At 59.0% G+C, this 15,204-nt stretch carries 18 protein-coding genes; 7 read left to right on the plus strand and 11 right to left on the minus strand.

Annotated elements, in window-relative coordinates:
* Window positions 1-2: 2 nt before the first annotated feature.
* The 5 genes from ccmE to ccmA are packed head-to-tail and all read right to left on the minus strand — an operon-like array spanning window position 3 to window position 2,702.
* On the minus strand, window positions 3-464 hold the full coding sequence (gene ccmE, locus GJQ55_RS09125; RefSeq protein WP_228344657.1) for a cytochrome c maturation protein CcmE: 462 nt from the start codon (window positions 462-464) through the stop codon (window positions 3-5).
* Complete coding sequence (gene ccmD / locus GJQ55_RS09130; protein ID WP_228344658.1) at window positions 448-636, minus strand: heme exporter protein CcmD; 189 nt, start codon at window positions 634-636, stop codon at window positions 448-450. The genes ccmE and ccmD overlap by 17 nt, the downstream gene beginning before the upstream one ends.
* Window positions 636-1,382 carry a heme ABC transporter permease gene (locus tag GJQ55_RS09135; RefSeq protein WP_228344659.1) on the minus strand — a complete coding sequence of 249 codons (747 nt, stop codon included), beginning with the start codon at window positions 1,380-1,382 and terminating at the stop codon, window positions 636-638. The genes ccmD and GJQ55_RS09135 overlap by 1 nt, the downstream gene beginning before the upstream one ends.
* 7 nt (window positions 1,383-1,389) lie before the next feature.
* Entirely contained in the window at window positions 1,390-2,058 is a 669-nt protein-coding gene (gene ccmB, locus GJQ55_RS09140; RefSeq protein WP_228344660.1) for a heme exporter protein CcmB, read from the minus strand.
* Window positions 2,055-2,702, minus strand: coding sequence for a cytochrome c biogenesis heme-transporting ATPase CcmA (gene ccmA, locus GJQ55_RS09145; protein ID WP_228344661.1), 648 nt, complete (start codon window positions 2,700-2,702; stop codon window positions 2,055-2,057). Before ccmA ends, ccmB begins: the two co-directional genes overlap by 4 nt.
* A gap of 153 nt (window positions 2,703-2,855) precedes the next feature.
* Here ccmA and fliK point away from each other — a divergent pair, with 153 nt between their 5' ends.
* Window positions 2,856-4,520 carry a flagellar hook-length control protein FliK gene (fliK, locus tag GJQ55_RS09150; RefSeq protein WP_228344662.1) on the plus strand — a complete coding sequence of 555 codons (1,665 nt, stop codon included), beginning with the start codon at window positions 2,856-2,858 and terminating at the stop codon, window positions 4,518-4,520.
* Window positions 4,521-4,531: 11 nt separating this feature from the next.
* On the plus strand, window positions 4,532-4,819 hold the full coding sequence (locus GJQ55_RS09155) for an EscU/YscU/HrcU family type III secretion system export apparatus switch protein (RefSeq protein ID WP_228344663.1): 288 nt from the start codon (window positions 4,532-4,534) through the stop codon (window positions 4,817-4,819).
* A gap of 202 nt (window positions 4,820-5,021) precedes the next feature.
* On the opposite strand, the gene GJQ55_RS09160 is transcribed toward GJQ55_RS09155, so the two are convergent.
* On the minus strand, window positions 5,022-5,687 hold the full coding sequence (locus GJQ55_RS09160; protein ID WP_228344664.1) for a TetR/AcrR family transcriptional regulator: 666 nt from the start codon (window positions 5,685-5,687) through the stop codon (window positions 5,022-5,024).
* 152 nt (window positions 5,688-5,839) lie between these two features.
* Window positions 5,840-6,319, minus strand: coding sequence for an MgtC/SapB family protein (locus tag GJQ55_RS09165; RefSeq protein ID WP_228344665.1), 480 nt, complete (start codon window positions 6,317-6,319; stop codon window positions 5,840-5,842).
* Between the two features lie 149 nt (window positions 6,320-6,468).
* Between GJQ55_RS09165 and GJQ55_RS09170 the strand changes: the two genes are divergently transcribed.
* The 5 genes from GJQ55_RS09170 (at window position 6,469) to GJQ55_RS09190 (ending at window position 11,225) form a co-directional block, all read left to right on the plus strand.
* The gene (locus GJQ55_RS09170; RefSeq protein WP_228344666.1) at window positions 6,469-7,779 is read left to right on the plus strand and encodes a TRZ/ATZ family hydrolase; all 1,311 of its coding nucleotides are present in this window, start codon (window positions 6,469-6,471) and stop codon (window positions 7,777-7,779) included.
* 30 nt (window positions 7,780-7,809) lie between these two features.
* Window positions 7,810-8,520 carry a bifunctional 2-polyprenyl-6-hydroxyphenol methylase/3-demethylubiquinol 3-O-methyltransferase UbiG gene (gene ubiG / locus GJQ55_RS09175; protein ID WP_228344667.1) on the plus strand — a complete coding sequence of 237 codons (711 nt, stop codon included), beginning with the start codon at window positions 7,810-7,812 and terminating at the stop codon, window positions 8,518-8,520.
* Window positions 8,517-9,197 (plus strand): phosphoglycolate phosphatase, encoded by a 681-nt coding sequence (gene gph / locus GJQ55_RS09180; protein ID WP_228344668.1) that lies wholly within the window; start codon window positions 8,517-8,519, stop codon window positions 9,195-9,197. Before ubiG ends, gph begins: the two co-directional genes overlap by 4 nt.
* A gap of 68 nt (window positions 9,198-9,265) precedes the next feature.
* Window positions 9,266-10,021 carry a YciK family oxidoreductase gene (locus GJQ55_RS09185; RefSeq protein WP_228346775.1) on the plus strand — a complete coding sequence of 252 codons (756 nt, stop codon included), beginning with the start codon at window positions 9,266-9,268 and terminating at the stop codon, window positions 10,019-10,021.
* Between the two features lie 268 nt (window positions 10,022-10,289).
* Window positions 10,290-11,225, plus strand: a complete 936-nt coding sequence (locus tag GJQ55_RS09190) for a GGDEF domain-containing protein (RefSeq protein WP_228344669.1) — start codon at window positions 10,290-10,292, stop codon at window positions 11,223-11,225.
* Between the two features lie 131 nt (window positions 11,226-11,356).
* On the opposite strand, the gene rluB is transcribed toward GJQ55_RS09190, so the two are convergent.
* The 4 genes from rluB to trpS are packed head-to-tail and all read right to left on the minus strand — an operon-like array spanning window position 11,357 to window position 15,063.
* The gene (rluB, locus tag GJQ55_RS09195) at window positions 11,357-12,226 is read right to left on the minus strand and encodes a 23S rRNA pseudouridine(2605) synthase RluB (protein WP_228344670.1); all 870 of its coding nucleotides are present in this window, start codon (window positions 12,224-12,226) and stop codon (window positions 11,357-11,359) included.
* Window positions 12,227-12,232: 6 nt separating this feature from the next.
* The gene (gene scpB / locus GJQ55_RS09200; RefSeq protein ID WP_228344671.1) at window positions 12,233-13,102 is read right to left on the minus strand and encodes an SMC-Scp complex subunit ScpB; all 870 of its coding nucleotides are present in this window, start codon (window positions 13,100-13,102) and stop codon (window positions 12,233-12,235) included.
* Window positions 13,099-14,040 carry a segregation and condensation protein A gene (locus tag GJQ55_RS09205; protein ID WP_420907140.1) on the minus strand — a complete coding sequence of 314 codons (942 nt, stop codon included), beginning with the start codon at window positions 14,038-14,040 and terminating at the stop codon, window positions 13,099-13,101. The genes scpB and GJQ55_RS09205 overlap by 4 nt, the downstream gene beginning before the upstream one ends.
* A gap of 6 nt (window positions 14,041-14,046) precedes the next feature.
* Window positions 14,047-15,063 carry a tryptophan--tRNA ligase gene (trpS, locus tag GJQ55_RS09210; protein WP_228344672.1) on the minus strand — a complete coding sequence of 339 codons (1,017 nt, stop codon included), beginning with the start codon at window positions 15,061-15,063 and terminating at the stop codon, window positions 14,047-14,049.
* Window positions 15,064-15,204 lie beyond the last annotated feature (141 nt).

Here is a 15,204-nt window from a genome sequence, read left to right on the forward strand (position 1 = left end):
TCTTAATACCTCGCCGATTTCAGAGCTTCTTTACCATCCTGGTGCGCTTTATCCAGTGCATCCTGCACCTCTGGCGGCATGTAGTTTTCATCATGCTTGGCCAGCACTTCTGAGGCTTCGAATACACCATCGGCGTTTAACTGGCCCAGCGCCACAATGCCCTGCCCTTCACGGAACAGGTCCGGCAGGATGCCTTCGTAACGAATGGTCACTTCGGCCATGCCATCGGTTACTTTGAAGGTAGCGCCCAGGCCCTGATCGGAGCGCACCACACTGCCAGCCACCACCAGGCCGCCGGCGCGCACGGTTTTACCCACCGGCACTTCGCCATCGGCAAATTGCGTCGGGGTCATAAACAGGTTGATGTTCTGGCTGAGGGAATAGGTCATCAGGCCCACCGCGGTGCCGACGCCGGCCACCAGAAACAAAATAAGCAGCAGACGTTTTTTACGCTGTGGGTGCATGTTTTTTCTCCCGACGCAGACGCTGAGCCTGCTGTTTCAGTAAACGACGACGTTGCAGACCAGGCAGCAACAGGTTCCAGATCACAATCAGGGCGGTCAGGCCGTAAGATAACCACACATAGAGCCCGTGATTACCCATGGCCAGAAAGGCGGTAAAACTGTCGAAATGCATCAGCGCTCCAGAATCTCTTTAACCCAGCTGCGTTTGCGTTCATGCCATAAAATTTCATTACGGGTGCGCAGAATCACCAGTAAGGCAAAAAACAGGTAAGTGGTCACAATCATTATCAGCAGCGGAATCAGCATATCCGGGTGCATGCTGGGCTTTTCGGTCAGCTTCAGCGTCGCCGGTTGATGCAGGGTGTTCCACCACTCCACCGAATATTTAATGATGGGAATGTTCACTAAGCCCACCAGCGCCAGAATGGCGGCGGCTTTAAAGCCGCTTTCTTCTGAATCCATGGCTTTCTGCAGGGCGATAACGCCAAAGTACAGAAACAGCAGCAACAGCATGGAAGTTAAACGCGCATCCCACACCCACCAGGTGCCCCAGGTCGGCTTGCCCCAGATAGCGCCGGTCAGCAGCGCAATTAAGCAGAAACTGGCGCCCACCGGCGCAATCACTTTGGCCACCCAGGCGGCCATTTTCATTTTCCAGATCAGGTAAACCGCCCCGGCCACCGCCATCATCATATAGGCGCTCTGGGCCAGCAGGGCCGCCGGCACATGGATATAAATAATGCGGAAGCTGTTGCCTTGCAGGTAATCGGCCGGCGCATAGGCCAGGCCCCAGATTAAACCCACGACGGTGCCGACCGCCGACAGTCCGGCCAGCCAGGGAATCCAGCGCCCGGTAATGTCATAAAACCACTTCGGGGAACCCAGACGGTGATACAGCTGTTTCAGCCACTGCCACATAAACACACTACCGCGATAAGTTAAGTTTGAGCGCCGCACTGGCCGCAAAGGGGGTCAGACACAACGCCAACGCCAGCAGTGCCCCGAGGAACCCGAGCTGGCCGTTATAATCCATACCAATGCCGGCGTGGTAAACCGCACTGGCTGCAAAGATAAGTACCGGAATGTAAAGGGGCAGAATCAGCAGGCTCAGTAACAAGCCACCACTGCGTACCCCGGCGGTTAACGCTGCCCCCACCGCGCCCAGCAAACTGAGCACCGGCGTGCCGATTAATAAGCTCAGCAGCAAGGCGGCATAGGCTTCGTCCGGCATATTCAGCATTAACCCCAGCACCGGGGCCATCAGGGTAAGGGGTAAACCGCTGATACACCAATGCACCAGCGCTTTGCCCAGCGCCATGGCGTACAGAGATTCCCCCGACGCCAGCCATTGCTCCAGCGAGCCGTCTTCAACATCGGCTTTATACAGTGCATCCAATGACAACAGCGTGGCCAGCAAGGCCGCCACCCAAATTACCCCACCGGCGATTTTGCTTAAAAATTTCGGGTCCGGGTCCACTGCCAGCGGAAATAACGCCGCCACCATTAAAAAGAACATCAGCGGGTTCAGCCATTCACCGGCATTGCGGGCGGCCAGCAGTAAATCGCGTTTAATGGTGGCTGTCACCAGGCTCATACTTTGTGACTCCCCAGCTCCAGCCGCTGCAGGTTACCGATATTTTCCAGCGCATGGTGGCTGGTAATCACCACCGCCCCGCCGGCCTCCACCTGCTGCTGCAGTTTGCCTTCCAGCCACTGCACCCCGGCTTTATCCAATGCGGTGAAGGGTTCGTCCAGTATCCATAAGGGAGCAGGCGCAATACACAAACGGGCTAAGGCCACGCGGCGCTGCTGACCGGCGGATAATTGCTGACAGGGGGTTTCTTCGTAGCCGCCCAGCTCCACTTCATCCAGCGCCGTCCATAAGGCATCGTCTGGCACAGACCAGCTGCTGACCAGCCAGCGCAGGTTTTCCAGCGGGGTTAAGGCTTTTTTAATGGCGGCCAGATGGCCCTGATACAAACGTTGCGCGGCATAGGCGGGAAAATCGGCGTATAAGTCCTGGCCGTGCCAGAGCAAATCACCGCTGTAATCGCGGTTCAGACCGGCCAGCAGACGTAACAAGGTGGTTTTACCGGCGCCGTTGGGGCCGGCCAGCTGCAGCAGGTCACCGTTGTGAACCTGCACGTCCAGCCCATCGAACAGCACCCGGTCGTCGCGTTCGCAACGCAGTTGCCGGGCTTGTAATGCAACGGATGAATGGCCGTAACGGGCAGTCATGATGAGCCTTAATGACAAAATTCCGCCGCATTATATACAAAAACCCACTGTCGCGATGAACGGCCTGAAACTAACATGGGTAAAGATGGGTAAACCTTGGCCGACATCAACATTATGACCCCTGATTCCGTTCCGCTTATCTCCGCCGCGACCGTGAAAACTGCGCTGGCGCGACCTGCCACTGCCCCGGCCAGCAGTGCGGTGTCTGATGGCCGTGGCCAGCCCACCGCCACGGTGGAAATGCAGGTCAGCAGCAGCCAGCGCCAGCCCGAGGGTTTCCGCCTGACCCTGACGTCTGCCCAGGGCCAGCAACTGCAGGTGCTCAGCGAACAGGATTTACCGGCCGGCAGCCGGTTGGTTCTGCAACTGCCCGACGCCAACACCTCTTCTGGTAAACCACTGCAGGTGCTCAGCATCAGCCTGCCGGCCGCCCCCGGCACCACGCCGGCACCACCTTCTGCCCCGGGTACTGCAACCGCCGCCGAGGCGCTGACGCAGGTGCTGAACCGTTTTATTGCCGCCCGTTTAGGCTTGGGTGTTCAGCCGCAGCCGGCGCGCCCGGCTGCCGCCGCGGCCGATCTGTATGCCCGCCCTTCCGCCAGCACCATAGCCGGCACAGCCGCCGGTAACAGCAGCCCTTCAATTAACGCCGCCAGCGCCCGGACCGAACTGCTGAATTTGCTGCAGCAACTGGCCAGCCCGGGCTCAGTGAACACAGCGCCCCGTCCGCTCAGCAGCCAGACCAGTGCCACCAGCAACCTGATAACCAATACCACCGTGCCCGGCCAGCCTATGCCGGTGGCGGTGCAACGGGTCTTGCAAAACTGGCTGCAAACCCTGCCCGCCCCGGCGCAGCTGAGCCAGCCGGCCGGCTTACAGCAAGCCATTCAGAACAGCGGCCTGAGTTATGAACAGCGGTTATTCAGCGCCCTGAGTAACCCACCGGCCAGCAGTGGCCAGAGCAACACCGCCGAGGCCGGTAACCTGTTCCGGCAGCTGTGGCAACGGGCCGCCGCGCTGGCGCAACCCAATCCAGCCACGGGCGCTGCGGCCAATACAGCCGCCGGGGCAGCGCCCGGCCCTGCAGCAACCAACCCTGCCAGCAGCAACGTGGCGGCGCTGCTGCAGGCGGTGCAGCAAACGCTGGAACAACCGGGTCAGTCCGGGTCTGCGACTACCGCTGGTAATATTGCGGCCACCAGCCCGGCCGCTCCCGGCTTGCTGGCCAGCCTGTTCAGCAGTGACCACAAAGCCGTATTGGGCAAAGCGCTGTTAATCTGGGCGCAACAGCTGCACCAGCACAGTGGCAACGACAGCCCGCCGCCGCGCACCCTGCCGATGCTGCCGCCGGCGGATGTGCCGGAAACTTTCCGCCTGCTGCAGGCGGCGCTGGCGCAAACTGAAACCGAGCAGGTGCAGCGCCTGCAGCAGGGCGACAGCTGGCAACTGCAGATTCCGCTGTTTTACCGCGATGGTGAAATGCCGCGTGAAGTGCAGCTGCACCTGCATAAAGACAGCGAGCAGAACGATGCCGATGGCAAACGCAAAGCGGTGCGCTGGCGGCTGCGGCTGCATTTTGACCTGCAACAGCTGGGGCCGCTGGATATTGATATTGAGCTGCAGTACCCGGCCCTCAGCGCCACCTTCTGGTCGCAACAGGCGCCAACCCTGACGCAACTGAACCGCGAGTTGCAGCCATTACGCCAGCGTCTGCAACAACTGGGCGTTGAGGTACAGGAACTGCAGGTGCGCCACGGCCAGCTGCCGGCACCGGAACGTAACCGTATCAGCCAGCGGCTGGTCGATATTCACAGTTAAGGATTAAGGCGATGAGCATTCCGGAATCGTTATTGCAGGCCAGTGAAGCCGTCGCCCTCAGCTACGACGGCGTCAGCGTGCCGAAAATCAGCGCCCGTGGTGAAGACGAACTGGCGCAGGCCATTATTCAGCTGGCCATAGCCCATGAAGTACCGGTGTATGAAAATGCCAGCCTGATGAAGTGGCTGGCGCAGCTGGATGTGGGCGATGAGATTCCCGAATCGCTGTACCGGGTTATCGCCGAAATTCTGGCCTTTGTTTATGCGCTGGAAGGACGGACGCCTGGTACAGATACATAACGAAGCAGAGAAAATTCTTAACCTGGCCTGGGGATATTTCAGAAAGTTGCTGAGGCAACCGTGTGCGCCATGGCCTGATTTTGTTCCCTACAAAATCAGGCATTCACCCCGTCCTGGGGATCGATGGCGCACTCGAGCCCCCACGGAAGGGTTCACGGCGAGTTGCAGCAGTAACTTTCTGAAAGAGTACACAAAAGCTTTTTTAACTTACCCCAGTCTTTTCCGCCTGCTGCGCCAGCGCTGCCAGCAACCAGACCAGGTGATTCTGCACCAGCGCATCCGGTATCAGCTCCACGCCGTCCAGCAACAAGGGCAACGACTGATAGCGATAGGCATCAATCAGACCATGCAATGAGGTGATAAAAAACAGCGCCAGCTGCATCCGCTGCGGCTCCGGCTGCTGCTGCATTGCCGGCACCGCGTCCTGCAGCAACGCCAGCCAATGGCGCTGCCATTCTTCCGCCAGCCGGCCAACCTGCAGGCGGATTTCCTGACTGGCCTGATCGGCCTCCTGCAAACTCAGCAGCGGCGGCTGCAACATCAGCTGGTAATAACCGGGCCAGCGCTGCGCAAAAGCAATTAACTGGCCGGCACTGGCACACAACGCATGCCGGGCTGAATCGGCCATTTGTTGCCGGCTGAGGGCGGCAAAGGCCAGCTCAAAACCGCGCCGGCGGCTGTGCAGAAACAGCGTTTCTTTATCGGGGAAGTAGTTGTAGATGTTGCTGGCGGTCATGCCCAGCTCGGTGGCCAGCTTGCGCATCGACAGGTGGTGAAAGCCCACTTCGGCCATAACCTGCGCGGCACTGTCCATAATGCGCTCGCGCTGAGCGTTGATTTCTTCCGTGGTAAAAGGCTTCTTCGGCATGCCGGACTCCTGCGTTTTTTTGACACTTGTTTAACGAACGCAGGTTTACCAGCAAAAACAGGGCCATATCCGCCACTACGGACAGAAAATCGTTAACCTTCAGAACCTTCAGAACCTTCAGAACCTTCAGAACCTTCAGAACCTTCAGAACCTCAGCGCCGTTGCCGCCAGGCGCTGTAGCGCGAATGCACACCCCGGGTCAGGGCACTGGAATAATTTTCCATAATGTCCACGCCGACCAGAATCACCACAATTAATACCGAAATTTTAATCCCCAGCGCCGGCGTCGCCACGGCAATGGCCACCCCCACCGCCGCCAGCGCCCAGATGGTCGCCGCCGAGGTGACACCCAGCACAATACCGTCTTTCGACAGCATCACCCCGGCGCCCAGAAAGCCCACCCCGGTGACCACCTGGCCGATAATCCGCGAGGCATCGGTGGCTTCGCTGTTCACCGTCTGCGACAAGGCAATAAAGACATAGGTCCCCAGCACAATCAGGCTGGAGGTGCGGATGCCCACCGGCTTGCCGCGCAACTGCCGCTCCAGGCCAACAATGGTGCCGCACAGCAAGCAGGCCAGCAGCGCCTGCCAGTCCAGGGGCGCAATGTTCATTAACGAATCCAGATTCATGCCCGCTCCAGCAGGAAAAAAACAAGCGCCCAGATTACTCAGCCACCCGTCACTTGACCAGTACCGCCGCAGCGGTCAGCGGCATGACGGCAGCCGTCCGGGCTGGTTATAATGCCGCGCACTTAAAGGTCATACAGAAGTAGCTTTTCATGCCTGCTGATTTGCGTATTAACGCCCGTTGGGTAATCCCCATGACGTCCGCCAGTAGCAACGTACTGGAACACCAGGCGGTGTTTGTGCACAACGGCCGTATTCTGGCGGTAGAAGACGCCGCCACCAGCACCCGCGAGGCCGCCCAGACCATTGACCTGCCCAACCATGTGCTGCTGCCGGGTTATATCAACGCCCACGGTCACGCCGCCATGTCGCTGTTCCGTGGTATGGCCGACGACAAAGCCCTGATGACCTGGCTGCAGGAGCATATCTGGCCAGCCGAAGGGCGCTGGGTCGACCATGAGTTTGTCCGCGACGGCACCCAGCTTGCCATCGCCGAAATGCTGCAGACCGGCACCACCACCTTTGCCGATATGTACTTTTACCCGGCCGCGGCGGTGGAAAGTGTGCTGGCCACCGGCATCCGTCACGTCAGCTTTACGCCGGTGCTGGATTTCCCCACCAACTTCGCCCAGAACGCCGACGACTACATTCAGAAAACCCTGGCGGTGCGCGACCAATACAAGCATCTGCCGCTGCTCACCTTCGGCTTCGGCCCGCACGCGCCCTACACCGTTTCCGACGGCCCGCTGCGTGAGATTATGACGCTGGCCGATCAGCTCGATACGCCGGTGCAGATCCACCTGCAGGAAACCGCCTTTGAAGTAGCGCAAAGCCTGGAACAATTTGGCTGCCGGCCGACTCAGCGCCTGGCCGAGCTGGGGTTTATGACCGAGCGGGTCAGCTGCGTGCACATGACCCAGATCAGCGCTGAAGATATTGCCATTCTGCAACGCAGCGGCGCCTCGGTGGTGCATTGCCCGCAATCCAACCTGAAACTGGCCAGCGGCTTCTGCCCCAGCGCGCAACTGCTGCAGGCCGGTATTAATGTCGCCATCGGTACCGACGGCGCCGCCAGCAATAACGATCTGAACCTGCAGAGTGAACTGCAAACCGCCGCTTTACTGGCCAAAGCCGTCGCCGGCGATGCCGCTGCCGTTCCTGCGGCACAGGCGCTGTATATGGCGACCATGGGCGGTGCCAAAGCACTGGGCATTGAAGAACACACCGGCTCACTGGAAAGCGGCAAATGGGCCGACCTGCAGGCGGTGGACTTATCCGGGTTGGCGCAGCAACCGCTGTACGACCCCGTATCACAGCTGGTGTACACCGGCAGCAGCCAGGCCGTTACCCATGTATGGGTAGCCGGTAAGCTGTTGCTGGAACAGGGGCAATTCACCCACCTCGACGCCGACAAAATACGGCATAATGCCGCCCATTGGGGCCAGCGCATCCGCAGCGCTTAACTGTAACGGCCGTTTTAACAGGAACCGCACATGCAACCGACACAGAACGTAGACCGCGCCGAAATTGCCAAGTTTGAAGCCCTGGCATCCCGCTGGTGGGATATGGAAAGCGAGTTCAAACCGCTGCACGACATCAACCCGTTGCGCACCAACTACATCGACAGCTTTGCCCAGCTGGCCGGCAAAACCGTGCTGGATGTGGGCTGCGGCGGCGGCATTTTAAGTGAAGGCATGGCCCAGCGTGGCGCCACCGTTACCGGCATCGATATGGGTGAAGCGCCGCTGAATGTGGCGCGCCTGCATGCGCTGGAAAGTGGTGTCAGCATTGATTACCGCCAACTGCCGGTGGAACAGCTGGCCGCCGAGCAACCGGCCAGCTTCGATGTGGTGACCTGTATGGAAATGCTGGAGCACGTGCCGGACCCGGCGTCGGTCATTAAGGCCTGTTTCGATCTGGTGAAACCGGGCGGCATGGTGTTTTTCTCTACCATTAACCGCAACCCGAAAGCCTACGCCTTTGCCATTATCGGTGCTGAATACCTGCTGCGCCTGCTGCCGGCCGGCACCCACGATTACAGCAAGTTTATCAAGCCCAGCGAACTGACCCGCTGGTGCCGCGCCGCCGGCCTGGACGTTACCCACATGACCGGCATGGTGTACAACCCGCTGACCAAAATCTACAAGCTGAAAGACAACGATGTGAGCGTGAACTACCTGATGGCGACCCGGAAACCGGTATGACCTCAGCCAACCTATCACGCCACCCGCGCCCGCAGGCGGTGCTGTTCGACCTCGACGGCACTCTGGTGGATTCAGCGCCGGATTTTTACACCGTGGTAAACAGCCTGCGCGCCGAAGACGGCCTGCCGGCGCTGCCGCATCCAGCCATCCGCGAGCAGGTCAGCAACGGCGGTATGGCGCTGGCGCGCCTGACCTGGAATTTAACCGCTGAGCATCCGCAACTGGCCGACTACCGCCTGCGCCTGCTGGCCCGTTACAGCGAGCATATCGGCAGCGCCAGCGGGCTGTTTCCGGGCTTTGCACAAACGCTGCACGGGCTGCAACAGGCCGGTATTCAATGGGGCATTGTCACCAACAAACCGCGCCCCTATACCGAACCGCTGCTGCAGCGGCTGGGTATTGAGGCCGCCGTGGTGGTGTGCCCGGATGATGTCAGCCAGCCCAAGCCGCACCCGGAACCCTTGTTCAAAGCCGCCGCCGACCTGAACCTGGAGGCTTCGCAGTGCTGGTACGTGGGCGATCATATCCGCGATATCGACGCCGCCCGTGCCGCCGGTATGCCCAGCGTGGCGGCGTTATTCGGTTATGTCGAAGCCGGCGATGATCCGCAGCAATGGCAGGCCGACTACAGCATTAACCAGCCACAGGATTTACTGCACCTGCTGGCCCTGAACTGAGCGGCAAAGCGGACAAACCTTGCCGCTGCTTGCCGCCTGAATGGATTTTTTGATTGGAAACCGACCCCATGCACATTGCCCCCAACGCTCTGCAAGGCCGCATTATTCTGGTTACCGGCGCCGGTTATGGCATCGGCCGTACCGTCGCCCTCACCTACGCCCGCGCCGGCGCCACTGTGCTGCTGCTGGGCCGCACCCAGCAAGCCCTGAACGACACCTACGACCTGATTGAAGCCGAAGGCCTTCCGCAGGCGGCGGTTATTCCCTTTGATCTGGAAGAAAAAGACGAAGAACGCTACCGCCAGCTGGCCGGCATTATTGAAGAAAACTTCGGGCATCTGGATGGCGTGCTGCTAAATGCCGGTGTATTGGGCCAGCGCACCATGCTGGATAACTATCACTGGGATACCTGGCAGAAGGTGATGCAGATTAACGTCAACAGCCAGTTCATCCTGATGAAACACCTGCTGCCGCTGCTGCAGAAAGCACCCGCCGATGCCTCGGTAATATTCACCACCAGCAGTGTCGGCCGCCAGGCGCGCGCTTACTGGGGCGCCTATGCGGTTTCCAAATTCGCCACCGAAGGCTTAATGCAGCTGCTGGCCGAAGAACTGGAAAACACCAGCCGCATCCGCGTGAACTGCATTAACCCGGGCGGTACCCGTACCGGTATGCGCAACGCCGCCTACCCGGCCGAGAACCCGGCCAGCGTGCCCACCGCCGACACCATTATGCCGCTATATCTGCACCTGATGAGCCCGGACTCCATCGGCACCCACGCCCAAAGCCTGGACGCCCGCGACTGGGTAGCGGCGAACACCTGAACCCGTACGCTGCCGGGGCGTGTCATCGCGGCCCGGCGCTCCTTGCGTCATATTTCCGACAAACAATGCTAGAAAAACCTGCCGAAAAACCGGCGTTTATTCCACCAGCCTCCCCTCCCAAATGCCGTCAAATTGACGACGCCCTTCCGATTGCCGCCCAAGAAATTGCACTAACCTACTGAAATATAAGAAAAATATAGAAACAACAAAAACTGGCACGGAAATCGCTTATTCACTGCAGGAATCATTTACCTGCATGAGGCGACCTATGGTCAGTCCGTTACACAGCAACGGCCACGCTGAACTTCAGCGCGAAAATGTGGTGTCTGCATTTGGCGATCTGGCTTCGCGGCCAGACCTGCGCCCGGAACTGCTGCTGAAACTTACCGGCAAACTGCAGACCACACTGGACCTGAACCAGCTGCTGGAAATTTTCTTTACCGAAATGCAGCAGGCGGTATTGGTGGATGGCATGGTGTATCAGCATGCGGAATTAAAGCTGCGTTACAGCATCGGTCGCCAGCCACCGCACAGCGCCAGCTACCAGCTGCAAACCCAGAAAGATTATATGGGCGAGCTGGTGTTCTACCGCTCAACCCGTTTCCGCGAACACGAACTGGCCAATATTGAAGGCTTACTGAGTACCCTGGTGTTTCCGCTGCGCAACGCCCTGCGTTATCAGGAAGCGCTGCTGGCCGCCTACCGCGACCCGCTCACCGGCGCCGGTAACCGGGTGGCACTGGATCAGACCCTGAACCGCGAAATTGAACTGACCAAACGCCACCAGCAGGATTTAAGCATCCTGATGCTGGACCTGGATCACTTTAAACTGATTAACGACCTGTACGGCCATGCCACCGGTGACGAGGTACTGAAGGCCGTGGTGGATTGCATTGGTCGCTGTATCCGCCAGACCGATATGTGCTTCCGCTACGGCGGCGAAGAATTTCTGATTATGCTCAGCAACGCCGATGGCGCCGGCGCATTGCGCATTGCCGAACGCATCCGCATGAGCATCAGTGACCTGCGTTTTGATACCGACAAAGGCCCGCTGCAGGTAACCACCAGCATCGGCTGTGCCGGAATGACCTTTGAAGATGATAAAGAATCGCTGCTGCACCGCGCCGACAAAGCCCTGTACCGGGCCAAGCACGCCGGCCGCAACCGGGTGATTTGTGATGTGGATGAAGTGACGGTGGTGTAACAGGCGCCGGCACCTTGCTGGTGCCGTTCGCGGTTAAGTGTTACGGCGTTAAGCGTTCCGAGGGCGTTGTCGTCAGATGCACAGCACGCCTAACCCTCAACTCAGAACGCCCAACGCCTCAGGCGCTGATCTCACCCCCCAATTTTCTTCTGCCGCGCCTTCGCCGGCCCGGTTTTCTTCGGTGCGGCAATCTGGCGGATTTTCTGGCGTTTGGCCACCCGCTCAAAGTTTTCCTTCTCTTTGCCGACCATGCGCTTGACGTTTTTACGTTCCAGCCCGACCAGGTCGTACAGGTCATTCACGTCTTTCTGTGCCAGCTCGACCCAGGTGCCCACCGGCACGTTGGACGGCATAAAGATGCAACCATAACGCACGCGCTTCAGGCGGCTGACGGTAACGCCCTGGCTTTCCCACAGGCGGCGCACTTCGCGGTTTTTACCTTCCATTAACACCACGTGGTACCACTTGTTCTGGCCGTCACCGTCAAAATACTGAATGTCGGTAAAACGGGCCATGCCGTCTTCCAGCAGTACGCCTTCTTTCAGGCGTGCGATCATGGCATCGTCCACGTCACCGCGTACCCGCACGGCGTATTCACGGTCAATGCCGGAGGACGGGTGCATGAGTTTGTTGGCCAGTTCACCGTCGGTGGTAAACAGCAGCAAACCACTGGTGTTGATGTCCAGACGGCCAATATTGACCCAGCGCTCACCCTTGGTGCGCGGCAGGTGTTCAAACACGGTCGGACGGCCTTCCGGGTCGGTACGGGTACAGACTTCGCCCACCGGTTTGTTGTAGGCCAGAATGCGGACGCTGCGACCGACGTCTTTCAGATCAATAGAACGGCCATCGACGCGCACGTCATCGTGGCGGCCACCGCGATCACCGAGACGGGCCATCACGCCATTCACCGTTACCCGGCCTTCGGCAATCCAGCCTTCAATTTCGCGGCGTGAACCGACACCGGCCAGCGCCAGTAATTTCTGAATACGTTCGTTCATAAGACTCTATTGGTCATCCTCGCGGGGGGCGGCATCAACGCCGGGCCCCGTTTCTGTAGTGGTAAATCGGTTGAGCACATCGCTCAGTTGACGCGGCTGCGCGCTGGCAGCCGCGGGGTCTTGCGGTTCTTTCTCAGGTAATTCAGCCTCGCCCTCGTCGGGACGATGAAACAGGCTGCTTTCAACCCGCGCCACAATATCGGCGGCGCGGGCCAGATCGTCTTCGGTTTCCGCCAGCACATCGGCGCCACGGGCGGCGACTTCGTCATCGCTGCGGAACTCGTAATCTTTGGCTGGTTCTTTACGCGCCTCGGCGTCATCGCCCAGTTCCAGCCGCCGGTTGGCGTCGTCCAGCTCGCGGATTTCCATCAGGCTGGGCAGGTCTTCCAGGCTTTTCAGGCCAAAGTAATCGAGAAATTCTTTGGTGGTGGCGTACATCGCCGGCCGGCCCGGTACATCGCGGTAACCGACTACCCGCACCCATTCCCGTTCGAGCAGGGTTTTCATAATGCCGGAGCTGACCACCACGCCACGCACGTCTTCAATATCGCCACGGGTAATGGGCTGACGATAGGCAATCAGGGACAGGGTTTCCAGCAAGGCGCGCGAATAACGCTGCGGACGCTCATCCCATAACCGTGCCACCCAAGGGGCTACTTCAGTGCGTACCTGCAGGCGATAGCCCGAGGCGACTTCGGCCAGCTCGATACCGCGCCCCAGCAGGTCTTGCTTCAGCTCGGTCAAGGCCGTCCGCAGTTCACTGAACGACGGCGGATTTTCTTCGCCGAACAGGCTTTGCATGCGCTCCAGCGACAGCGGCGCACCGGCGGCCATTAAGGCGGCTTCGAGGATGTTTTTCAGCGGCGGCTGGCTCATGCCGGTTCTCCGTCGGGACTGCTGAATTCGTTATACGACGGACCTTCCGCCGGTCGTTCACTGCGCGCCCGCACGTGGATGGGGCCGAACAGTTCCTGCTGCACAATGTCGATTAAGGCTTCTTTTACCAGTTCCAGCACCGCCAGAAAGGTAACCACGACGCCCAGTTTACCTTCCTGCCCATCAAACAGGGAACGGAAGGTCACAAAATGGCCACCCTGCAGCTGCGCCAGCACCTGGCTCATGCGTTCACGGGTCGACAGTTGTTCGCGCTGAATTTCGTGGTGTTCAAAGCGTTCGGCCCGGCGCAGGACGGCGGCAAAGGCCAGCATCAGTTCTTTCATGTCCACTTCCGGATGCACCCGTTCCTGAATACGGTCGGGGGCGTCGATATCGGCGACAAAAATATCGCGTTCCAGCCGTGGCAACTCATCCAGATTTTCGGCGGCGTTTTTAAAGCGTTCGTATTCCTGCAGGCGGCGCAGCAGTTCGGCGCGCGGATCTTCTTCGTCGCCGTCGGCACCGTCTTCACGGTTGCGCGGCAGCAGCATACGGCTTTTGATTTCCGCCAGCATGGCGGCCATCACCAGATATTCACCGGCCAGTTCCAGCTGCAGCGACTGCATCAGGTCGATGTATTCCATGTACTGATCGACAATGTCTGAGACGTTTACATCGAGAATATCGAGGTTTTGTTTGCGGATCAGGTACAGCAGTAAATCGAGCGGGCCTTCAAACTGCTCCAGAATCACTTCCAAGGCATCGGGCGGAATGTATAAATCCAGCGGCAGCTGGGTATAGGGCTGCCCCTGCACCAGCGCAAAGGGCATTTCCTGCTGGCCACTGCCACCCCGGCTGCTCGGCGCGGCCGGCAGCACCACTCCCGCTGCGGGAGCAGTGGCTGGCTGCACGACGTTATCCGGGGTGACGGGTTGCATAAGAACTCAGCGGAAGCCGTAAATGCCGACCGCGCGGCGCACTTGTTCCAGCAGCGGCTGGCTGATGGCACGGGCTTTGGTGGCACCCTGCTGCAGCATGTCTTCGATGTCGTCCGGGCGTGCCAGCAGGTCGTTATAACGCTCGCGGGCCTCGCCCACTTCGGCATTAATTAACGCGAACAGGCGTTTTTTGGCATCGCCCCAGCCAATGCCGTCGGCGTAGGCCTGACGCATTTCGGCGGTTTGTTCGGCGTTGGCAAAAGCCTGATAAATCTGGAACACGGTGGAGGTATCCGGGTCTTTCGGTTCGCCCGGTTCCTGCAGGTTGGTAACGATTTTGTTGATCTGTTTCTGCAGTTGTTTTTCCGGCAAAAACAGCGGAATGGTGTTGCCGTAGCTTTTGCTCATTTTGCGGCCGTCCAGGCCCTGCAGTACAGCGACGTTTTCGTCGACTTGATAGTCCGGCAGCGTTAACAGCGGTTCTTTTTTGCAGAACAGGTGGTTAAAGCGCTGGGCAATATCACGCGCCATTTCCACGTGCTGAATCTGGTCTTTACCCACTGGTACTTTGTTGGCACCAAACATAAGGATGTCGGCGGCCATTAATACCGGGTAGCTGAACAGGCCCATGGTGATGGCTTTGTCGGCGTCTTCGCCGTCGGCGATATTGGCGTCTACCGAGGCTTTGTAGGCGTGGGCACGGTTCATCAGGCCTTTGGCGCAGACGCAGTTCAGAATCCAGGTGAGTTCCGGAATTTCGCGGATATCGGACTGGCGGTAAAAAGTGGCGTTATTAATATCCAGCCCCAGCGCCAGCCAGGTAGCAGCGATTTCCATGCCGGACTGGTGCACAGCGGCCGGGTCCTGACACTTAATTAAGGCGTGGTAGTCGGCCAGAAAATAGAAAGTTTCATTGGTGGCTTCACGGCTGGCAGCAATAGCCGGGCGAATGGCCCCCACATAGTTGCCCAGATGGGGGGTGCCGGTGGTGGTGATGCCGGTTAAAACGCGCTGTTTACTCATACAACCAATTCTCGGTGCTGTTTGGCAAAGGGCGCATAATACCGGTTTTGCTGGGACGTTTCAGTCCTTATGCGATATGGATTAAGCAAATCCTTTTCGGTGTACATATTCAGAAATTGCCCTGGTAACACGCCGTAAACC

Origin of the sequence: Venatoribacter cucullus (genome assembly GCF_016132445.1) — a bacterium.
GTDB lineage: Bacteria > Pseudomonadota > Gammaproteobacteria > Pseudomonadales > Oceanobacteraceae > Venatoribacter > Venatoribacter cucullus.